This window comes from Bacteroidales bacterium (assembly GCA_026418905.1).
Lineage (GTDB): Bacteria > Bacteroidota > Bacteroidia > Bacteroidales > DTU049 > JAOAAK01.
In genome coordinates this window covers 1-22,533 of record JAOAAK010000022.1, presented here as the reverse complement: position 1 = coordinate 22,533, position 22,533 = coordinate 1, and the positions used below count along the sequence as shown (strand labels likewise).

Here is a 22,533-nt window from a genome sequence, read left to right as displayed (position 1 = left end):
TGCTATGCTTAGTCGACGGCTTCATCGAATCAAAACTTTTCAAGTGCTGTATGCTTTCGTGATGCAGGAAATAGCGGATCTTGAGAAAGGAAAGAAATGGTTACATAAGAGTTTTGAGAGAATCTATCAGCTTATTGTGCATCAGATTGATTCTTATCTTAAGTTTATAGATTTTTATGCTTTTATGTTAGAAGAGAATAAGAAAAAACTACTGCCCACTCCAGAAGATCTAAATCCAAACTTAAAATTTTTGCACAATCCATTAATAGTTCATTTACAAAATAATGCATTCGTACAGAAAGAAATACAAAAATTTTCTCTTACTTGGGATTATGAAATTTTCAGAAGAATCTTTTTCGATGTCTTATCTTGGAAAGCTTATCAAGCATATATGAATTCGTCGGAAGATTCTTTTGATTATCATCGAAAATTTGCAGCCCGGCTTTTTAAGAAAAAAATTGCTTATGCTGGACTCATAAAAGATTTTTTAGAAAGTTTTTACGTGGAATGGGGTTTTGATTTAAATTATACTGGTCTAGTTGTGTATGGATGGATGTGTGATTATAATCCATTAGACATTGAAACCACTAAAGTTCCTCCTGCTTTGAAACCGGCTCAGGACTTGGGCGAAATATCTGACCTGGAATTTGTAGAAATTCTATTCGAAAAAACTATATTGCATAGAAGAGAATTTGAAGTTGAATTACAAAGTATTTTGAAAAATTGGGATTTGGAGCGTATGTTGATTGTCGACAGATTGCTGCTCGAGATGGCGATGACGGAATTTCTATTTATTCCTACCATACCACCTAAAGTGACTATTGATGAATATATAGAGATAGGTGAAACCTTTGGATCAGATAAGAGCAAGGTTTTTATCAATGGAATCCTTGATCAAATCCATAGGAAATGGAAAAAAGAAGGAAGAATCCGTAAACATGGGGCAGGTCTTACTGAAGATTAAAGTAAAAATATGATGGTAATCAGTTTTTGCGAATCTTAAAAACATTTTTACATTTGCATCGAAAAACACACTGACGTGAATGTAATTTTAATTGCTGTTGTTGTTTTGGCATTATTGGGTTTGTTTTTTGGAGCGGTCATTTTTTTTGTAGAAAAAAAATTTAAGGTAGAAGAAGATCCTCGAATTGAGCAGGTTGCTGAAATATTACCGGGGGCTAATTGTGGTGGTTGTGGCTTTGCTGGATGTAAGAATTTTGCAGAGGCTATTGTTAAAGCACAGAGCCTTGATGGGTTGTTTTGCCCTGTAGGTGGGAATGAACTCAGCAAAAACATTGCAGATACTTTAGGTTTGACTGCTCAGGAACAGGTGAAAAAAGTAGCTGTTATTCGTTGTCAAGGGAGTTACAATCATTCACCAGCCAAAGTAAAGTATGAAGGCATAACCACTTGTGCATTTGCTCATTTGCTTTATCCTGGTGAAGGTGGATGTCCCCATGGTTGCTTTGGATTAGGCGACTGTGTGAGAAGTTGTAAGTTCGATGCCATTTTTATCGATCCTCAAAGTGGTCTGCCAGTAGTCATCGAAGACAAATGTACTGCTTGCGGAGCTTGTGTTAAAGCTTGTCCTCGTGAAATCATTGAGCTTCGCAATTTTGGTCCAAAAGGAAAGCGCATTTATGTCGCTTGTGTAAATAAAGAAAAAGGTGCCATAGCCAGAAAGAATTGTTCTACGGCTTGTATTGGCTGTGGAGCTTGTGTTAAAGCTTGTCCTTATGACGCCATAATCCTTGCAGAGAATCTTGCTTATATTGATTTTAATAAATGCAAATTATGTCGCAAGTGTGTAGAAGCGTGTCCTACCGACGCCATTGTGGAAATTAATTTTCCTCCTAGAAAGGTGAAAGCAGAAACCGACAGCAGTGAAGCAATCGCATAATTTTCATGATATGAAACTAAAAACTTTTGTTTTGGGAGGCGTTCACCCAGAAGAAAATAAATTGACGGAGAAAAAAGAAATTGAAATTTTTCCTTTACCTGACAAAGTAATAGTTCTTCTGACCCAGCACATGGGTATTCCTGCCGTACCTGTAGTCAAAAAAGGTGATGTTGTCAAGACAGGTCAGCTCATTGGCCGAGCAGAAGGCTTTATTTCTGCTAATGTTCATTCTCCAGTATCAGGAGTTGTTGAAAAAGTCGATACTTTCCCTGATTCTAGTGGGTACAGAAAACCTGCTATTTTTATTACACGGGAAGTTGATGAATGGATAGATGGAATTGATCTATCTCCTGAGTTAAAACGGGAGATTCGTCTTTCATCTTCCGAAATCATTGAAAAAATAAAGGAAATGGGGATTGTGGGCTTGGGGGGAGCAACTTTTCCTACTCATGTGAAGCTCAGTGTCCCATCCGGAAAAAAAGCAGAATTTTTGATTATCAATGGAGTTGAATGTGAGCCCTATTTAACTGCTGATCACCGTCTTATGCTTGAGCGAACGGAAGAAATTATGGTAGGTATTACCATACTGATGAAAGCCTTGCAAGTAGATAAAGCTCTTGTAGGTATTGAAAACAACAAACCCGATGCTATTGCTAGAATGAGTGAAATAGCCACTTCTTATTCCGGAATTAGTATTCATCCATTAAAAGTTAAGTATCCTCAAGGAGCAGAAAAGCAACTAATCAAAGCTCTTGTAAATAGGGAGGTTCCCAGTGGTAAGTTGCCTATTGATGTTGGTTGTGTGGTTCAAAATGTTGGTACAGCATTGGCTGTGTATGAAGCAGTTCAGAAAAATAAACCCTTGATAGAGAGAGTAGTTACGATAACTGGAAAATCATTAGTCAATTCTGGCAATTTTCTTGTGCGTATTGGGACTTCGATAGATCTTCTTATCAAACATGCTGGAGGCCTTCCAGAGGATACTTACAAAGTTGTCAATGGTGGACCTATGATGGGTAAGGCTTTGTATTCACTTGAAACTACGGTAACTAAAGGCACAAGTGGAATTCTAGTGTTAAACGAAACTGATTCTAAGCGAAAAGAACCCTATGTTTGCATTCGTTGTGCTCGTTGCGTAGATGTATGTCCTATGGGTCTTGAACCTTATTTCTTATACAACCTTTCTCGAAAAGAACGATGGGAAACAATGAAAATTCGTTCGGTGATGGACTGCATCGAATGTGGCTCTTGTCAGTATACCTGTCCATCTTATCTGCCCTTACTCGATGGTGTTAGGCTTGGAAAAAATAAAGTTGCCATGATGTTAAAAACTGCATCTCAATCAAAATAAAGATATTATGGATAAACTTGTTGTAAGTGGCTCACCTCATATTCATGCCAATGAAGATACACCTCGCATCATGCGATGGGTAGTGATTGCTTTGCTTCCGTCAATAGCTATTTCTCTCTACATGTTTGGATGGAATGCTCTGATAGTCTATTTAGTTGCTGTCTTGTCTGCCATGCTTTTTGAGTACTTAATCCAGAAGTTTTTGATCAAAGGACCAAATACGTTGTATGATTGGTCTGCTGTGGTAACAGGAGTTTTGCTAGCAATGAACGTACCTAGCAACATACCCATTTGGATGTTGCTGGTTGGTAGCCTGGTTGCCATAGGTATTGGAAAGATGAGTTTCGGTGGCTTGGGTAAGAACCCCTTTAATCCCGCATTGGTGGGTCGAGTTTTCATGCTCATTTCATTTCCCGTAGCTATGACTTCGTGGCCTAAGCCAATTGAATCTGCTTCTATGTTAACTGATGTAGTAACTGGTCCTACTCCGCTTGGAATAGTGAAAGAGGAATTAAAGAAAGGAATGACAATAGACCAGATCATGGCTTCTGGTCAAGTACCTGATTACGTGTCAATGTTGTGGGGTAACATGGGTGGGTCTGTTGGTGAAATTTCAGCTTTGATGATCATAATCGGGGGATTAATACTTCTTTTTAAGAAAATTATTACTTGGCATATTCCCGTGGCTTACATTCTGACTTCTTTTGTGTTTGCTGGTGTTTTATATTTGATAGATCCTCAACATTATGTAGATCCATTTTTTCATATGGTGACAGGAGGGCTTATGCTGGGTGCTTGGTTTATGGCTACGGATATGGTTACTTCTCCCATGAGTAATTGGGGAAAAATCATTTTTGGTATAGGATGTGGGTTTCTGACCATTCTTATTCGCGTGTTTGGTGCGTATCCTGAAGGGGTTTCATTTGCCATTTTGATCATGAATGCATTTGTTCCATACCTGGATAAAATCAGGCCAAGAAGATTTGGAAAGGAGGTGAAATCATGAAAAAAGTTCCCAATACTCTCGTTAATATGATTTTAACCTTGTTTATTATTACCTCTGTAGCTGCTTTTTTGTTGGCTGAGGTAAATGCATTTACCAAAGAACCTATTGAAAAAGCTCAGAAACAAAAGGAAGAAATGGCACTCAAAGAAGTATCACCTGATTTTGATCAAGCATTACCAGCGAAATTTGGTGAATTGCAGGGCTATTATTTGAAAAAGGGAAATGACACGGTTGGATTTGCATTGAAAACTTTCACAGAACAAGGTTTTTCCGGGCTTATCGAACTCATGATTGGAATAGATAAAAACATGAATATTGTTAATACTAAAGTTTTATTTCACAATGAAACACCAGGTTTGGGTGATAAGATGATTTTGCCAGCTTTTAAAAATCAATTTATTGGTAAAAATCCTGATAATTTCAAATTTTCTGTCAAGAAAGATGGTGGAGATGTCGACGCCATTACTGCAAGTACGATTACATCTCGTGCATATTGTGATGCCATCCTTCGTGCATATGAGAATCTCCTTAAAACACTTAAAAAATAAAATTTTATGAACCAGTGGCAAAATTTTTTAAAAGGGTTTATCAAAGAAAATCCAATATTAGTTTTAGTTTTGGGAGCTTGTCCAACCTTAGCTGTAACTTCCTCTGGAATTAACGGTCTTGGGATGGGTTTGGCAACAACTTTTGTGTTGCTGATGTCAAATATCATTATTTCATTGATTAAATCTTTTATTCCAAATTCTGTACGTATACCCTCCTTTATTGTTGTTATAGCTACTTTTGTGACTATTACTGATCTTATCATGAAAGCATATACTCCGGATTTATACAATGCCCTTGGAATTTTTATTCCACTCATTGTAGTAAATTGTATAATACTAGGGCGTGCAGAAGCTTTTGCGTCTAAAAACAATGTTTTGAGTGCGGCTATTGATGGCCTTGGAATGGGTCTGGGTTTTACTATGGCCTTGGTAATACTTGGACTTATCCGAGAGGTTCTTGGTGCAGGTTCAGCATTCGGATATAAATTCATCAATCCAAACGCTGATGGTATATTGGTTTTTGTGCTTGCTCCTGGTGCCTTTTTTGGTCTTGGCTTCTTAATAGCTTTAACTCAAATTATTAAATCTAAATCAAAATAGTTATGGAATATATCATTATTATTGTTTCAGCTATTCTTGTTACCAATATTGTTTTGACCCAGTTTTTAGGAATTTGCCCATTTCTTGGGGTCAGTAAAAGTGTCAGTACAGCTATTGGAATGACGGGAGCAGTCATTTTTGTGATGACTTTGGCAACTCTTGTTACGTACCTCCTGTACTTTTACGTGCTTGCTCCGCTTCAGCTTGAGTATATGAGAACCATTGCTTTTATTTTAGTGATAGCTAGTTTGGTGCAAATGGTTGAAATCATGTTAAAAAAACTATCCAAACCTTTATACGATGCGCTGGGAATATTTTTACCACTCATTACAACAAATTGTGCTGTGTTGGGTGTTACATTAATAGCAATTCAGCCTTCACGTGGGTATGATCTGGCTGAATCACTAGTATTTGCTGTAGCGAGTGCTGTGGGCTTTGGCCTTGCTCTTATCATCATGGCTGGAATTCGTGAAAGACTTGAATTGGTAGATGTTCCAAAATACATGCAAGGTGTGCCTATTGCATTGATTGTGGCCGGCATACTTGCTCTTGCTTTTATGGGATTTTCTGGTATTATTTGATTAAAAAATTTTATATTCCACTGTCCTTTCATACCTTTGTAGTCTAAAATATAAGATGAATGATAAAAGTATTATCAACCAGCCAAATCCGAGAAGCTGATCAGTATACTATTCAGAACGAACCAATATCATCTTACGATTTGATGGAACGTGCTGCCAGAGCTTGTTATCAATGGATACAGTATGAATATTTTGACGAGGATACTCTTTTTCATGTTTTTGCTGGGATAGGAAATAATGGTGGAGATGGGCTGGCTATTGCACGTATGATTGCTGAAAGTGGCTATCACGTTAAAATATATGTTGTAAAATATTCCCAGCAAACATCACCCGATTTTAATCTTAATCTTGAAAAACTTTATTATTTATCTGAGGATAATCCTATTGTAGAAATTCAATTTCTCGAGAAGTCAGCTGATATTCAGCAATTGATGGGTAGGATTTTACCTGAAGATGTTGTTATAGATGCCATTTTCGGTTCGGGTCTCAACAGGCAACCTGAAGGAATAGCTGCTGAGACCATTGAATTTATCAATATGTTGGATGCCGACAAAATTGCCATCGATATTCCCAGTGGGCTTTTCGGTGATGGTTACACCCCCTACTCATCGCCAATTGTAAAAGCAACTTATACCCTTACTTTGGGGGCTCCCAAACTAGCTCTTTTCCTTCCAGAAAATGAGCCATATGTAGGTGAATGGGAGTTTCTTGATATACAACTACATCCAGGATATCTTTCACAAGCACAGACAAGATATTTTTTAATTGACTTTCAGGATATTCAGCAAATATTTCCACCTCGCCCTATTCATTCTCATAAAGGATGTTACGGTCATGTATTGATTTGTAGTGGATCAAAGCAAATGCCTGGAGCAGCTGCTTTATCTGTAATGGCAGCAACCCGATCAGGCGTTGGACTTGTTACAGCTCACGTACCTCAATCATGTGTTTTACCCATACAAATTCATGTACCTGATGCTCTTTTATCGCTTGACGATCATTCTTCTTTTATCAGTTCAATTCAAATACCTTCAAAAGCAACAGCAGTTGCATTTGGGCCTGGCGTTGGAAATAATGAAATAACTGCCAATGCACTATACGACTTGCTAACAAAAACTAAATTGCCCTTAGTGATAGATGCTGATGGATTAAATATTTTGGCAAATCATAAAGAGTGGCTCGATCTCCTGCCAGAAAATTCTATACTCACTCCTCACATTGGCGAATTTGAAAGATTATTTGGTCATTTCCTTAATCATCTTGAACGGATTGAAGCTGCCAGGCAGATTGCCCAAGAAAGAAAGATACTGATTGTCTTAAAAGGAGCATATACTTCCATACATACTCCTGAAGGAGAAACTTATTTTAATCCAACGGGTAATCCTGGCATGGCTAAAGGAGGGAGCGGTGATGTCCTTACGGGTCTTATGGCAGGCCTTTTAGCTCGATTGAAGAATAGCAAAGATGCTTCCATGGCAGCAGCATTTCTTCATGGTTTAGCAGGGGATTTGGCATCCAAGCAAAAGACAGTTGAAGCCATGACCGCTACAGATCTTATTTATCACCTCGCTGATGCATGGAAAGAAATGTTAGAAGAATAATATGTTTGAAGAGCTGACTTTTTTTACAGCTCGTAGTGAACCTTGCATTTTTTTCATTTCCTTTGATAAGAAAAGAATTCACGTATTTTCTCCCAATGATGCAAAGCGCAAAGGAATTTTTTTCATTCATTCTCATGATCAAAGAGTTTCCCATCGCTTTTATGATTTAAAACCTGAGTTTATTTGTTTTGATTTATATAAGAGAAAGTTTGAGCAAGTTATGTTTCACATTAGGAGGGGGGATACTTATTTGCTTAATTTAACTCTGAGGACGAAAATTACTCTTCCGTATTCGCTCGATGAATTATCGGAGAAGGTGACGGGAAAATTTGTGGGTTTTTGGCCTCATAAGTTTCTTTTTTTTAGCCCCGAGCCTTTTGTGATCATTGATAGGGATAATTTTATTCATACTTTTCCCATGAAAGGAACTTCTCACAGCAAAATTGATGTAGATGGAAATCTTTTATTGACTAAGGAAAAGGAAAGTCGAGAGCATGCTACTGTAGTGGATTTATTAAGAAACGATCTAGCTATGGTTTCAGGGGATATTACCGTGGAAAAATATAAATACTTAGAAAAGATTCATCTTTCTGATGGAAATTTTTTATGGCAGATGAGTTCTCATATAAAAGGTAAACTCCCTCCGGATTGGAAATTTAAAGCGGGTGAAATTTTATATACATTATTACCAGGGGGCAGTATTTCTGGAGCTCCAAAGAAAAAAACCCTAGAGATCATACAAGAAGTTGAGGAATATGATCGAGAGTTTTATACGGGTATAGCAGGGTTTTTTGATGGTAAAGAACTGATTTCCACTGTCATGATTCGTTACATTGGATTTGTGGATGGAAATTATTTTTACTATAGTGGAGGAGGGATTTCCAGCCTTAGTGTAGCAGAAGAAGAATACGAAGAATATAAAAAGAAAATTTATTTACCATTGAAAGTATGACGAAGATAAAATTCAAAAAATTAACTAATTTAGAAGAAATATCATGTTTATCAATGCATTAATTTTAAGTCTTGCACCCATCGTTTTGATTCTTCTGTATATCTACTTACGTGATAAATACGAAAAAGAACCATTGCGATTTTGCTTGTTCTTGACCAGCATGGGTATGCTTTCTGTTATACCTGTTATTATTGTTGAATTTAATTTAATGCTGATAAATAATTCAATACGTGATCCAATCCTATCTTCATTTTGGGAAGCTTTTGTAGTGGCTGGTTTTACAGAGGAACTTTTTAAGTTTCTAGTTTTAATTTTGTTTGCATTTCAATCAAAGCATTTTAACGAACCCATGGATGGGATTGTGTATGCTGTTTTTGTCTCATTAGGGTTTGCACTAGTTGAAAATGTATTTTATGTGTTTCAGGATGTAAATGAATATCTCACCACAGGAGTGGTAAGAGCATTTACAACTGTTCCAGCCCATGCTTTTTTTGCAATCATTATGGGATTTTATTTGGCAAAGAAAAAATTTTACCAAAAGTCATTATTTCCAGCTCTTTTATTGCCTTTTATAGCTCACGGTATATATGATTTTATTCTTTTTGCTTCTTTTGGAGAAGAATCATTGCTTATTTTTTTTCCTTTTTATTTAACTTTTCTTTTAATAGTATCGATGAGGTTGATTAGAAAGGCTATTTTAGATTCACCTTTTAAAAATTAGCGCTATTGATTTACGTATCGTTGAAAAAGATATTTCTTACCCATCAATAGTTTTAAATATGCGTTGAGAAAAATATTTTGTGAAGGGGAGTGAGCCATAATTTTTATAGGTATTGGAGAAAAATTTAACATCATTCCAGTTTCTAAAAGGCGAGCCCTGTTGGTCGTATGACTGAAATCGAAACTTAAGCCCATTTTGACATATGCACCCGGATAAATTTTGCTTTTACTAAAACCAGTCCAGAAACTATCTCGGCTGTAAATATCTTCTAAAGTATGCTTTTCAGGATCGTAGCGTTCGACGGTGATATATGAAAATGAACTGGTTGTGCTTTTATGGAGTATCTCTACATAGACAGGGACAAGCCAGAAGATTTGCCCACCTCCACTCCAAAACCATCGAACATCAATTCCACCCCAGTAAGGCTTTTCGTTGAAAGTTATACATCGATCTATTCCTATCTGTAAAGAATTAACATAAAATAACTTTCCATAAATAAAAGACTTAGCATTATCAGTTTGATAAATGTTTTTTCGTTTCGTTTCCTCGGGGTGTTTGAAATGGGTATATTGAAGTTCAAAAGAATTTCGTGTTCGATAAGAAGTCCATCTCGCTAAATAAAAAGATGCACCAAAACCATTGGAATGAATGAAAACACCTGCATCCCATTCATCACGATATACATAACCAATTTCATCCCCTGTAATACCTTTTTCCTGAGAGGATACAAGAAAATAACAAATAAGAAATATAATTAGCAGTAAGGTTCTTATCAAATGTAAAAAAAATTTAAACGTTTTTCTTTTCTATTTTCACAACCTGAGCACTACCGTTCTTATATGCAGGACAAGTCTTATGTGTTCTACAAGAGGAAAATATTAGAATTCCTACGAATATTAAAAACAAAAAGGCCACTTTTTTCATACCACCAATTTTTTACAAAGATAACATTTTTTTTGAAATTTGTGAAAAAATCAAAAGTGATTGACCCAAAAATTGTGCCATGTTGGAAAGAACTTTTATGGGATGAATTCCAGAAACCGTATTTTGCTGAATTGAAGAATTTTTTGATTGAAGAAAAAAAGAAATATCGAATTTTTCCACCTGGTCATGAAATTTTTAATGCTTTTAACTTGACTCCATTCGAAAAGGTTAAAGTGGTTATTTTAGGTCAGGATCCTTACCATGGTTATGGTGAAGCTCATGGATTGTGTTTTTCTGTCAAAGAAGGGGTTCCTTTGCCCCCTTCACTTGTTAATATATTTAAAGAACTACAAGACGATGTAGGTTTTGTTCCACCCAGGTTTGGGAACCTAACCAAATGGGCATTACAGGGAGTCTTTCTTCTTAATACTATCCTCACAGTTCGAGAAAACAATCCTTTGTCGCACCGAAACAAAGGATGGGAGATTTTTACTGACGTTGTAATTCGAACTATTTCTGATAAAAAAGAGCATGTAGTTTTTATGCTTTGGGGAAGCAATGCTAAATCTAAAATCCCCCTTATTGATGCTTCAAAGCATCTCATACTGACGGCCGCACACCCTTCTCCTTTTTCTGCTCATAATGGATTTTTTGGTTGTCGTCATTTCTCCAAAGCAAATGCTTATCTTATCTCTCACCATTTGACCCCAATTGAATGGCAACTATAATTTTTTTATTGTGTTTTTCATGCTTTGCTTTTGCTCAGGTAACGCCCGATCATTTGAAAGATTCCTCTTTTGTAGGCATTTATTATCAAGGATTACCAATTCGATTACATTCAGAAAAGAATTTCGAAGTACCTACTTTAGATGACACCACCAAATGGATGGCCTTTACCTCTGATAGTCCTAAACTCAAAATCCATCTTTATTCAATTTTTATTGATGGGGATACCGTTAAGGAAATAAAGTCACTTTTGAACAAGAAGTTTGTTTTTAGAAAAATGAAAAAATATCATCGTTTGATTAACAAGATTTTGTCTACATACGAAAATGCGGGTTATCCTTTTATATTCATCAAAGTAACTGTAGATTCTTTTCGCAGAAATCATGCATTTGTTCGCTTCTACGTGAGTCCAGGTAATCAACTATCGATCGACAGCATTGTGCAAAAACCCTTGCCAATTTTGTCTCGTTCTTTTCTACAAACATGGTTACAAATAAAACCCGGCGATTTATACCAAGAAAAAAAAATACGTAAACTCAATCAAAAACTGAACAACAATCCTTGGATACAAGCTACGTCACCACCTGAACTTAAATTTAAAAGTGAAACTGTATCGTTGCATCTTTCTCTAAGACGTAAAAAGAGCAATACTTTTCAAGGCTTAATAGGTTTTGGTAGAACAGCTCAGCATAAGCTTCAATTCACAGGGCAAGGAAATCTATACGTATGTAATTTGTTTAATCTTGGAGAAGAACTTAGTTTGCAATGGACAGGATATAGTCAGTCTCAGTTGTTTAACCTAAAGGCCAAAATTCCATATTTGGCTGGTACAAATCTTGGTGGAAGTTTTACTTTTGATCTTCATAAAGTTGATACGTTTTTCTTACAGGCTCACCAAACTTACGGTTTGATGTACTCTTTTTTCCCTCATCAGATAAGTGCATATTATCAGTTTCGACAAAACGTGCCACTCATTGACAATGAAGTATCTCAAGGCGGGAATTTTTTACATACTCGTCATCATCTCGGTGGAATTAAAGTGGAACTTAAAAATACAGATGACTGGATTCTTCCTAGGCGTGGATGGGAATTTGTTTTAGATTTAGCTCATGGAACACGTCTCACCATACCGGCTGCAAATGATAGCACAACGCTTCCAACTCAAAATTATCTTTTTGATGTAAAGTCTATCTTTAAAACTTATGTTCCTCTTACGTCTTTCCTAGGAGTACATTTTTCTTCACATTATGCAAATATATTTTATCCTGAACTCACCCCCAATGAAGCTATGTTTTTAGGGGGATTTTCGACTCTACGTGGATTTGATGAAAATAGCATCACCATGAAAGAATACATACTTCTTACTATAGAAATGCGACTATTTTTTGAGAAGTATGCTTATGTGGTTTTGTTTTCAGATTATTGTAATGGTCAACAATGGCATCAGAAAACATGGTACGAGAAGAATTATGTTTCCGTAGGAGGGGGGCTTACTTTTTCAGTGAGAGGGGGAATTTTTCGTATTTATTATGCTTTAGGAAAAACCAATCCGGGTTCTTTCATACTTTCATCTGGAAAAATTCACACAGGAGTGAGCTTGATGTTCTAGGGTTTATCCTCTATCAAGAGAGATTCAAAAATTCATGTATTTTTGATTTAAGATTTAAAATAAATTTCATATGAAAGGTTTTACGGTAAAATTTATGACACTGTGTGTTTTCGTTTTTTATATGATTGAATTTTTTTCTCAGGAAATACCTCCCATCAAGAAAAGTCGTTTACAAGCATTTCTTTCTTCTACGATGCATGTAGTTAAAACTGATGACCCTTTCGGTCAGTTTAATGATATACTAGTTCAAAGTGTTGAAAAAACATGGAAGGTTACGTCCTGGAAAGTAATTAGTTCAGAAGAATTTGAAAAAAAAATGAATCAAACTCAAGCATCCTTTCTCTATCTATCGGAAGGATCAATCCCCTACGAGAAATCTCAAGTGCAATTAAATCTTCTTTGCATCAGCATGGGGAGCAAAAGTGGTGAAATTGATAAACTACAGGATGTTATTCTAGCACCACTTAATTATTTTTTCTCAGATGATGAGGATGAAGAAAATGAATACTTATATAAAGTTCCAGGATATGTAAAAGTATTTCATTATGCTATTGAATACAACAAGACTCAACCAGAAGTAACACTTGACGATATTTGTAAAGCCAATGAGGGCACGCTTCCACAGATGGAATTATGGTTGCTTGAAGAGAACGTAACGGAAGATTTGAAAGATCCTCAGCGCATTCAGAAATGGTACACAGGTAAAATTAAAATGGTCTCTCGAGAACAAATGCTGGAAGCAGCCATGAACGGAACCAAAGGGATCGCATTAGGTTATACTTTAGATCCAAAAAATAAGACTGGGCTTTACTATTTGAAACTTATTTTTTCTGCATCAGATGGTAAAATATTGTATTATAAATTCGGTAAAGCATCATCGATGCGAGATGGAAAATTTGATGTTTCAGACTTGAAATCGTTTAAATAGAAAAAATTAGAATGGATAAAGTTATTTTTTCTATGATTCGAGTTGGGAAGCTATATCCTCCTAACCGTTGGGTATTGAAAAATATTTCACTTTCTTTTTTTTATGGGGCTAAAATTGGAGTTATCGGTTTAAATGGCGCTGGCAAATCGACGCTTTTAAAAATCATTGCTGGACTTGAGGAACCCACAGAAGGCAAAGTAGTATATTCGCCCGGGTATAGCATTGGGTATTTCCCACAAGAACCGGAATTGGATGCAAACAAGACAGTTCGAGAAGTAGTAGAGGAGGGGGTTGCTCCTCTTATCCAAGCATTAAAAGAATATGAAGAGATATCGATGCGTTTTGCCGAACCTATGTCGGACGAAGAACTCAATAAGCTCATAGACCGACAAAGCGAGTTGACCAATTTTATTGAAACAAACCAGGGGTGGGAACTTGATCGAACTTTACAGATGGCCATGGAGGCACTGATGTGTCCGTCGCAAGATAGACTAATTGGCACTTTAAGCGGTGGAGAGAAACGAAGGGTAGCTCTTGTACGATTGCTACTGCAACAACCTGATATTCTTCTGCTTGATGAGCCTACTAATCATTTAGATGCCAATGCTGTTTATTGGCTTGAACAATTTTTACGAGATTATCCAGGGACCATCATTGCAGTAACACATGACCGATATTTTTTAGACCATGTTGCCGAATGGATTTTGGAGTTAGATCGTGGTGAAGGTGTACCTTGGAAAGGTAACTACACTTCATGGCTTCAACAAAAATTACAAATGTATGTAACAGACCAAAAAATAGAAGAGCGAAAAATCAAAACTTTACAATATGAACTTGAATGGGCACAACTTAATGCTCAACAAAAGATAGAACGAAATAGATCTCGTCTTAAGTCGTACGAGAGACTGTATGAAGAGGAAACGTCAAAGAAAGAAAAGAATTACGAAATTTTCATCCCCAAAGGCCCACGCTTGGGTAATGATGTGATTAGGTTTGAGCATGTTTCAGTAAAGCGAGGTGAGAGGTGGTTAATCAACGATCTTTCATTTACGATTCCTCCTACTGCTGTTGTCGGAATTATTGGTCCCAACGGAGCTGGAAAAACTACATTGCTTCGTTTGATAGCAGGTTATGAACAACCCACCGAAGGTCGTGTCGTTTTAGGGAGCACAGTTCAGATTTCCTATATTGATCAACAGCATTCTCCTATCGATCCAGATAAAACAGTTTATGAATTGGTAAGTGATGGGCGAGAAACTATAAACTTAGATCAATATGAAATTCCTGTTCGTGCTTATTTAGCTCGCTTTCAGTTTACTGGTCCCGTACAGGAAAAGAAATGTGGTTTATTATCAGGGGGGGAAAGAAACAGACTGCATTTAGCTTTAGCTCTGAAAAAACCTTCTAACGTATTGCTTTTGGACGAACCAACCAACGATATTGACATTAATACTTTACGCGCCTTAGAGCTTGCTATAGAGCATTTTGCCGGTTGTACTTTAATTGTGAGTCATGATCGTTGGTTTTTGCAAAAACTATGTACGCATCTTATCATCTTTGAGCCTGAAGGGAATGTTCGTTTCTTTGAAGGAACGCTCCAGGAATACGAAAACCAATATGTTTCCACCGTAGGAAAAAAAAGAATTCCTTTCCGAAAAATTTATCAAAACTGAAAATATATAAAGGGTTGAACACCCTCGCTTTTCAGTTGGATGATGAGCTGGACAACGATGATGAAAACCAATCCTTTGATAGGCCAAGGTACACGTACAAACCAATTTTCTAGCGTGGGATAGAGCTGGGTTGGTATAAAATGAATAACAAAACCCAAGAGAAGAAGAACAATAAATAATTTTCTTACTTCGAAAAATGGAATAACATAGGCCATATCCATAGCTGTAAATATCTGTGTGAACATTGCCATAGCTTCTTGCATGGTACTAGCACGGAAAAAAATCCATAGAAAAACCACAAAGTGAAATGTAAGTAACCAAGAAAAAATTTTCCAAAGAACATGTTCTGTCAGTTTAGTTGGAGCTATTTTTTGCCAAATTTTGTGAATGGCAAGTCCAAGTCCATGCATGCCGCCCCAAATTACGAACCTCCATGAAGCTCCATGCCAGAGTCCACCTAGAAGCATAGTAATGAATAAGTTCACATAAGTGCGAATTTTTCCTTTTCGATTGCCACCCAGGGGAATGTAAAGATAGTCTCGAAGCCAGCTTGAAAGACTGATATGCCATCGTCTCCAAAAATCAGTAATATTAAGTGCCTGGTAAGGTTTGTTGAAGTTAATACCAAGGTCAAACCCCATAATCTTGCCCATACCAATGGCCATGTCGCTGTAACCACTAAAGTCGCAATAAATTTGCAAAGCATAACCATATAGAGCCATAAGGTTTTCGAAACCACTGTAACCAGATGGATTGGCGAAAACTATATCATTGTACTGAGCAATGTAGTCGGCAATGATGGCTTTCTTGATAAGCCCTTGTAATATCAGAAAAAAACCTTTCTGGATTTCAACACTGTCCAGTACGATCTTTTTTTTCAGCTGGGGAAGAAAAGAACTTGCACGAACAATAGGTCCGGCAACCAATTGGGGAAAAAAAGTGATGTAAAATGCGAAATCAAGTAAGTTTTTTTCAGGGGAAAGTTGACCACGATAAACGTCGATCACATAACTTAAAATCTGAAAAGTATAGAATGAAATACCAATAGGAAGAAATATATCAGCTTTGTCGAAATTCTGACCTGTTAAAGCCCCCACGTTATCTAGGAAGAAGTTGTAGTATTTGAAATAACCCAATACAAGCAAAGGAAAAGCAACCGTGATGAAAAGTAGAAATTTTTTGAAAAGCAAATTTTTGGTTTGATACATCAGAAAGGTAAGAAAATATGAAAAGATGATGGTTAGAAGAAGGTTAATCACGAAAATGCCACTGCTTTTGTAATAAAAATATAGGCTAAAAGCTAGCAAGAAAATAGTTCGAGCAAGGTTATGTTGATAGATAAGGGCATAAACACTTAAAACAACAATTAACCAAAACCAAAATGTAGCACTGTTGAAAAGTAATGGCCTATCTAAATGATATGAGAAGAAGTCCAATAGAATTTCATTCCAATGCATACTAATTTTTTTTAGGGGCCAAGATTTCAGTAGGAGGGCTTTTGTAAAGGAAAGTATCAGGTTTATTCATGAGTACTTTATGAAGAGCGTGGTTGTGTAAAAAATAGGCAACAGAATCAGCCCATTTGAAGGCAGAGGGCTTGTCGGGATGAGCTCCATCTTTGGCACGAGTATAAGTTAAGTTTTTTGAAGGGAAAAAACGGCGAGGTCCTACATTTTCTACGATTAAATCATTAATGCCAGTATCTTCCTTCCAGTTCGGTGGGCCAATCCAAACGAAAGGAATGTTGCCGATTTGTTTCAGTATGTGTTCGATATATTTTTGCCTGCTTTTTATGTTGGGAACAAAAAGCTCGTTAGCTCCTAAGCTAAGCAATACGTAAGTGGGTTTGTATTTTTCAATAAAAAACTTGAGGGTATCTGTGGTACCGAACCAATAAGTTTGAGAACTAAACCATATGACAGTAAACATCTTATGGCCGTTATGGCGACAATAGTCGTTGAAGCGTAGACGAAAAAATTCAATCATAGAATCTCCAATGAGGAGAAAACGTTGTGCGCTACTATCACGATGATCTTCTTTTTCATCAGGCTTATGTACGAGAGTATCAGCAAGTAAAGCAGTAGGTTTTTCGCGAAGAAAAAATTCTCTTAGTCCGCTATCTTTCCATTCAATCCCAGCAAAGGAGAAAGATATTTTCATAAAGGAGAGACAAACAAAAAACAGCAATGAAAAAGTGATGGTGAATAGAAAATAAAAATAAGGCTTAGGAATGCGATTCATTTTCATTTTTTCTAAAGGATGTATTCTTTCTGAAATAGAAAAATAAAGCTGTTGAAATAGCTCCAAGTAAAATTATAGATGATGCAAGACTTATCCAGGAACTCATAATAAAAGCATGAGGATAAATTTTCATTGTAATTTCCTTTGCTCCAGCAGGGACGACAACTCCACGCAACACGTAATTTACCCTTAGCAAATCGACTTTTTTACCATCGATATAAACTTCCCATTCTGGGTACCAGATTTCACTGATGACGGCTAATTGTGGCGTAGTGGTTTGGACAGTGAAACTAACTTCGTTAGGGGTGATGTTTGTTCTTTGGATGGTTGCAGAAGTGTCGCGATGAGTGAAATCAATCGATTTAAATAAATGAGCAAATCTTTTATCTACTGTAACTTCACGTTTCGGATCAATTTCTCCAACACGTTGAATTTCTTCATCTGCGTTTTCAACAATAATTGCTCTATCGACAAACCATGCAAAACCACAATGATGAGGATTGATGATGGGTTGAGCGTTAGGATTGACGATAATGTAACGTGTGTTAAGCATATTAAGTATGTTCATTCTACTTAAGACAGTATCTAGTTTTTCAGGAGTAATATTATTTTGTAGATAGGATGTAAGCAATTTAATCTGGGGAGATATCTGGTTCTCAATAAGTTCTTGATAACGCATAAGTTTGGCAGCATGATAACCGCCGATACTACGATGGAAGTATGATGTGGTGGCATCGTTAAATGTATTGACAGAGAGATTAAGGGTTCGATGACCTTCAGGATTATTCTGCAAGATATGCATGTCAGCAAAGGATGCAGTGAATGGCTTTTCTGCTTTAGCTTTGGATACGAAATTTTTGTTATTTAAATATCGTTTGTTGACAGGTATCATGTCGGCGGCAATGAATAAAGCTAGACCAGATACGAGAACAATTGGTTTAAATTTCCATTTGAAGTATGCCCAAAGCAAGGTAAAAGTAAGAAGTAAAAATATGAGAGAACGTAAGACATCTTGCTTAAAGATCTGGATCCGTAAACCAATAAGCTCTTGTTCAAAATTTTCAAAAAATGCGTTGATTTGAGCATTTTGAGCTGGATCAGAACTTTGCTGAGAAAAATAGTTCTTATATTGTTCGATCATGCTGGTATCGTTAGATGAGATGAATGAAAAGAAAGAAGAAGGTGAGAGATAAAATAACAATAAAATGAAAGTCATAATACCTCCAGTAATATATAAAACTTTAATTTTTTTCTGTAGTTCCTCTTTTCGAGTGAGTAAATCATGTATAAAGAAAACAGCTAATAGAGGAATAGTAATTTCAAGTACGATAAGCCACATGGAGGGAGCTCGAAATTTATCGTACAGAGGAATGTAGTCGATAAAAAAGTTGGTAAGCCAAGAAGCGTGGTGACCCCAAGAAAGAACTAAAGCAAGCAACGAGATAGCAAGAAGAGGCCATTTGAGGGGATGAGACGATAGGAAGAGAGAAAGTAGGAAAAGAAAACTTATGACAATACCAGCATAGACTGGCCCAGATGTAAAAGGTTGTTCACCCCAATACTGGTGCCATTCCCCTAAAAAGCCTCTGACTTGTGGATTCTCGACGCTGGAAAGAAAACGTTTTCCGTCTATTTTAATAGGTTGGCTTGCCCCTCCTTTGGCGTTAGGTATGATCAATGTCCAAGTTTCTCCTGGCGAATAACTCCATTGGGTGATATAACTTTTGTCCAGTCCTTTAACATTTTCTTTGCTAGTCAGTTCAGATTTGCCACGAATGGTTTCTTTGGCATATTGGTAGGAAGTATAGATGTTTGAGAAATTCACCAAAATAGCTATTAGTACACTCGCTAGGTGCAAACCAGCTGCGACAAAAAAACGTTTAAAAGCCTTTTCCTTGATGGCATGAATAAATTCGCTGATCACTAGAAAAAGAACCATGAAAGCTAGATAATATGTTACTTGAACGTGGTTACAACTCAGCTCAAGAGCCAAAATAGCAGCTGTCAATAAAGTACCTAGCAAATATTTTCCGCGGTATAGGAAAAACACTGAAATCAAGTATGGAACCATATAAGCAATAGCATGAGCTTTTGAATTATGACCTACAGCCAAAATGATGAAGAAATATGATGAAAGAGTAAATGCCAATGCACCTAATAATGCAGCAGAATGATTCATCTTCAACCAACGCGTAAAAAGATAAAAACCGGTGAATATCAAAAAGATAATTCCCATGAAGAAAGGTAAAAATAATGTAAGTGCTTTGTCTACGTGTAAGAACAAATTTCCCCAATGTTTGATGGTAATCTGATACGTGGGCATACCACTGAAAACGTTGTTCGCCCAAAAAGCTTGTTTTCCAGTTTTATGGTAGTAATCAAAAGCTTCTTTTGAATTTGCTTTCCAGCTCATAACGTCTTCCTGTAATATGGTTTTTCCTTCCAGAGCTGGATAAAACATGATCAATAATAAAACGAGAATAAATATACCCGCTACAACATAGGATAAATACTTATCACGAAAAGTGCTCATTTTTTTTGACAAACCTAAGAAAAAAAATGATTCTAATATGCTCTAATGATGTTGCTAAAATACAAGAAAATTTTGGACAAATTTTTTAATATATCGAATGGGGTGTGGATAAAAAACATACATCAAAACGAGCAACATGATCACCTGAATAGAAAAATTTATCCAAAATGGAATATTGAAGAAATAAGCAATGAACAAAAATACAATAAAGAACGACGGCATGAAAAACATAGTTTTCCAGGAGGGAACGAAATTAAACCAGGAACGAATACCTACATAAAGAAGAACAACCTGTAAAATTTTGATTAAAAAATTAACCATCATAGCTCCATCCAAAGATGCAAGACGTACTCCCCAGTAAGTCAAGATAACCTGAAAAACAGCAACTACAGCAAAAGACCAAGCAAGTACGAGGGTTTTTTTAAAATAATTAATAATGGCATATTCATAATAAAACCACGAACGAATGATCATACTTGCAAGCAAAACAGGAAGATATCGAAAAGCCTGGTATAAATCTTCGTTGTTGACAAAAAGTGGCAAGAATAGAATTGTTGCCAGAAAGGTAAGAGGGATCGACCAAGAAGTTAATAACGTGAAAAAATCAAAATATTTATTTACCTCTTGATGAGAGGTTTTTGCGTTATGATTTGCTTTCCAAATTTTGAAAACTTCAGGAAAAATAGCAGAAGAAAGACCATTTTGAAGAAATTCAATCAATAAAGTTACTTTAATAGCTACGTCGTAAATAGCAACCTCCTTAGCAGTAAGGAATCCTAAAATAATGTAGCGATCGATGTTAGCTACTACCCAGTAAAGAATGTAAAAGATCCACAGAGGTATTGAAAATTTGAAGGCATCTTTAATGATAGGAAGGTCCATAGAAAATTTGCCATTTTTAACTACGAAAGCAAATGTCCAGAGAAGAGTTATGATTGAACCTATCCATCTTGCATAAATGGGACCGTCGAGAGAATAGGGCTGGAGATAGAGCCATGAAATGGAAATACCAACCACCGAAAGAAAGTGGATAAAATGAGCCCAAAAATAAGATTTGGGTTTCTGTTGATAAATCATCAGATTGCCATAACCTTTAAAAATAGCTGTGAAAAGGCCTGTAGCAAGAGAGAGAAAACCATATGGGAAAAAAATTAGTTTTCCACCAGGGTAGATTGTTCCAAAAAGCAAATTTCCTGTTGTGGTGAACAAAACCAACATAAATGTTCCTAGCAGTGTCATTAATCCAAAAACAGTTCCAATGAATATTTTTTGTTTTTGTGGATCTTGAACTACATGGATAAAATTTACACCGACATAATTTTCGAGAGCAAATGTAAAAGCTAATCTTGCAAAATCTGAAAGCAGAATGTATATAGCCAACAAGCCAAATTGTTCAGTCGTAAGAAGATATTTATTGCCATAAAAAGGTAATAATAGTATGCTAGTTGCTAGAGGAAGAGCTCCAACAACCATGTAGATGAAAGAGTGTTTAATGAACTTTCCGTTCATAATGATGAACAAAAGTAAATCATTTTCTGTTTAATCTTATAAGCTTAGTCGTAGAGCTCGCGGTAAATTTGATAACGTTCGAATATATTACTGACAAAAACTTTTCCCTGCTTTAACATTGGTCGAGGTAATCGGAATCCTTCCTGATTATTTTCAAGACAGTCTAGTATTTGTTTAAAGGTAACTTCTTTCAAGCTTTGCTTTTTCTGAATTAGTTCGATGCATTTTTTAAGTGGAAAGAATCCCATATTGTAAGCTGTAATAATCACACGGTCGCGTACTGAGGGAGGGAGAGAAAATTTATCAAATACTTTGTTAAATTCGCTTAGCAGTAAAAAACCAACATATATCTGCTTATCAACAGAACTAGAAGTATCGATACCGTATCGTTCCATAATAAAGGGCATGAGTTGCATAATTCCATAAGCCCCTGAACGGGAAGTTAGCTTAGTTTGAAATTTACTTTCCTCATAAATTAAGGAGGCGGCAAGAAGCCATTCCAATCCGATCATGCCAGCGTATTTTTTTATAATGTCATCGTATATTGACAAAGTAGACGAATAGAATGAGTGAAACGATTTTGAAAGTGGATTGGCCAATGGAAAAACATAGTTGTAGTATTTTGTCAGAAGAATATTAATAACGCCAGTTTTTTTTTGGTTTTTGATCCATGAGTTTATTTCATGAATGAAAGCAGCGGCATCGATTCGTACAACCCAACAAAATGGGATTTGTTTGTAGCTTTTGACGTTTTTTTTCTTAAACCCAATGAGAAAAGACATCCATTTTTGTGGGCCCAAAAAAAGTAAATGGCGAAGGGTGTCGGAACAGATAAAGTTTTCTCGAAGTTTTTTCCATGAAACATTTTTTATACAAACACAAATATCTGAAAAGAAAGAGTGAAGGATAAATTTGTCCCATTGATAGGGGAGGATACAACAAGCTTTACGAATTGAATCAAATTGTTCCAAATTTGAAGAATCTTGAAATGAATCAGAACAGTAAAGAATAAAATCATCAAAAAAAAGAGGTTCAGTGTAAGTTGTGCCAGGAAATGATGGATATATTGCTGGGTAGGGGATGGCCATTAGATCCCAATTTTCGAAAGACAACTTGCGAAGCCCTTCTAA

21 protein-coding genes are annotated in these 22,533 nt (G+C 36.3%); 14 read left to right on the top strand and 7 right to left on the bottom strand.

What is annotated here, in order from left to right:
• Positions 1-4 precede the first annotated feature (4 nt).
• From N2Z72_04640 to N2Z72_04595, 10 genes are all read left to right on the top strand, one after another.
• A complete protein-coding gene (locus N2Z72_04640; GenBank protein MCX7696967.1) occupies positions 5-964 on the top strand; it encodes a transcription antitermination protein NusB in 960 nt (319 codons plus the stop codon).
• Between the two features lie 75 nt (positions 965-1,039).
• Entirely contained in the window at positions 1,040-1,900 is an 861-nt protein-coding gene (locus N2Z72_04635) for an RnfABCDGE type electron transport complex subunit B (protein ID MCX7696966.1), read from the top strand.
• A 10-nt stretch (positions 1,901-1,910) separates the two neighbouring features.
• Positions 1,911-3,251 (top strand): electron transport complex subunit RsxC, encoded by a 1,341-nt coding sequence (gene rsxC, locus N2Z72_04630; GenBank protein ID MCX7696965.1) that lies wholly within the window; start codon positions 1,911-1,913, stop codon positions 3,249-3,251.
• 4 nt (positions 3,252-3,255) lie between these two features.
• The gene (locus N2Z72_04625) at positions 3,256-4,257 is read left to right on the top strand and encodes an RnfABCDGE type electron transport complex subunit D (protein ID MCX7696964.1); all 1,002 of its coding nucleotides are present in this window, start codon (positions 3,256-3,258) and stop codon (positions 4,255-4,257) included.
• A complete protein-coding gene (locus N2Z72_04620; protein ID MCX7696963.1) occupies positions 4,254-4,805 on the top strand; it encodes an RnfABCDGE type electron transport complex subunit G in 552 nt (183 codons plus the stop codon). The genes N2Z72_04625 and N2Z72_04620 overlap by 4 nt, the downstream gene beginning before the upstream one ends.
• A 6-nt stretch (positions 4,806-4,811) precedes the next feature.
• Positions 4,812-5,405 carry an electron transport complex subunit E gene (locus N2Z72_04615; GenBank protein ID MCX7696962.1) on the top strand — a complete coding sequence of 198 codons (594 nt, stop codon included), beginning with the start codon at positions 4,812-4,814 and terminating at the stop codon, positions 5,403-5,405.
• A 2-nt stretch (positions 5,406-5,407) separates the two neighbouring features.
• The gene (locus tag N2Z72_04610; protein MCX7696961.1) at positions 5,408-5,986 is read left to right on the top strand and encodes an RnfABCDGE type electron transport complex subunit A; all 579 of its coding nucleotides are present in this window, start codon (positions 5,408-5,410) and stop codon (positions 5,984-5,986) included.
• 59 nt (positions 5,987-6,045) lie between these two features.
• Positions 6,046-7,587: an NAD(P)H-hydrate dehydratase gene (locus N2Z72_04605; GenBank protein MCX7696960.1), complete on the top strand. Its 1,542-nt coding sequence runs from the start codon at positions 6,046-6,048 to the stop codon at positions 7,585-7,587.
• A gap of 1 nt (position 7,588) precedes the next feature.
• A complete protein-coding gene (locus N2Z72_04600; protein MCX7696959.1) occupies positions 7,589-8,539 on the top strand; it encodes an aminodeoxychorismate synthase component I in 951 nt (316 codons plus the stop codon).
• A gap of 43 nt (positions 8,540-8,582) precedes the next feature.
• Positions 8,583-9,260 carry a PrsW family glutamic-type intramembrane protease gene (locus N2Z72_04595; protein MCX7696958.1) on the top strand — a complete coding sequence of 226 codons (678 nt, stop codon included), beginning with the start codon at positions 8,583-8,585 and terminating at the stop codon, positions 9,258-9,260.
• Positions 9,261-9,262: 2 nt separating this feature from the next.
• On the opposite strand, the gene N2Z72_04590 is transcribed toward N2Z72_04595, so the two are convergent.
• Together N2Z72_04590 and N2Z72_04585 are read right to left on the bottom strand one after the other, a co-directional pair.
• Positions 9,263-10,036 (bottom strand): hypothetical protein, encoded by a 774-nt coding sequence (locus N2Z72_04590; GenBank protein ID MCX7696957.1) that lies wholly within the window; start codon positions 10,034-10,036, stop codon positions 9,263-9,265.
• Positions 10,037-10,049: 13 nt separating this feature from the next.
• Positions 10,050-10,184, bottom strand: a complete 135-nt coding sequence (locus N2Z72_04585) for a hypothetical protein (GenBank protein MCX7696956.1) — start codon at positions 10,182-10,184, stop codon at positions 10,050-10,052.
• A 59-nt stretch (positions 10,185-10,243) separates the two neighbouring features.
• On the opposite strand from N2Z72_04585, the gene ung reads away from it, so the two are divergent.
• The 4 genes from ung (at position 10,244) to ettA (ending at position 15,120) form a co-directional block, all read left to right on the top strand.
• Entirely contained in the window at positions 10,244-10,912 is a 669-nt protein-coding gene (ung, locus tag N2Z72_04580; GenBank protein ID MCX7696955.1) for a uracil-DNA glycosylase, read from the top strand.
• Positions 10,900-12,519 carry a BamA/TamA family outer membrane protein gene (locus N2Z72_04575; GenBank protein MCX7696954.1) on the top strand — a complete coding sequence of 540 codons (1,620 nt, stop codon included), beginning with the start codon at positions 10,900-10,902 and terminating at the stop codon, positions 12,517-12,519. The genes ung and N2Z72_04575 overlap by 13 nt, the downstream gene beginning before the upstream one ends.
• A 70-nt stretch (positions 12,520-12,589) precedes the next feature.
• Positions 12,590-13,447, top strand: coding sequence for a hypothetical protein (locus N2Z72_04570; protein MCX7696953.1), 858 nt, complete (start codon positions 12,590-12,592; stop codon positions 13,445-13,447).
• Positions 13,448-13,458: 11 nt separating this feature from the next.
• The gene (gene ettA, locus N2Z72_04565) at positions 13,459-15,120 is read left to right on the top strand and encodes an energy-dependent translational throttle protein EttA (protein ID MCX7696952.1); all 1,662 of its coding nucleotides are present in this window, start codon (positions 13,459-13,461) and stop codon (positions 15,118-15,120) included.
• On the opposite strand, the gene N2Z72_04560 is transcribed toward ettA, so the two are convergent.
• The 5 genes from N2Z72_04560 to N2Z72_04540 form a co-directional block, all read right to left on the bottom strand.
• Positions 15,111-16,577 (bottom strand): MBOAT family protein, encoded by a 1,467-nt coding sequence (locus N2Z72_04560; GenBank protein ID MCX7696951.1) that lies wholly within the window; start codon positions 16,575-16,577, stop codon positions 15,111-15,113. The genes ettA and N2Z72_04560 overlap by 10 nt on opposite strands.
• Position 16,578: 1 nt before the next feature.
• Positions 16,579-17,361, bottom strand: coding sequence for an SGNH/GDSL hydrolase family protein (locus tag N2Z72_04555; GenBank protein ID MCX7696950.1), 783 nt, complete (start codon positions 17,359-17,361; stop codon positions 16,579-16,581).
• Positions 17,345-19,894 carry a YfhO family protein gene (locus N2Z72_04550; GenBank protein MCX7696949.1) on the bottom strand — a complete coding sequence of 850 codons (2,550 nt, stop codon included), beginning with the start codon at positions 19,892-19,894 and terminating at the stop codon, positions 17,345-17,347. The genes N2Z72_04555 and N2Z72_04550 overlap by 17 nt, the downstream gene beginning before the upstream one ends.
• A gap of 54 nt (positions 19,895-19,948) precedes the next feature.
• Positions 19,949-21,403: an oligosaccharide flippase family protein gene (locus N2Z72_04545; protein ID MCX7696948.1), complete on the bottom strand. Its 1,455-nt coding sequence runs from the start codon at positions 21,401-21,403 to the stop codon at positions 19,949-19,951.
• A gap of 44 nt (positions 21,404-21,447) precedes the next feature.
• Positions 21,448-22,533: transglycosylase SLT domain-containing protein (locus N2Z72_04540; protein MCX7696947.1), on the bottom strand; the 1,086-nt coding region annotated here is incomplete at its 5' end.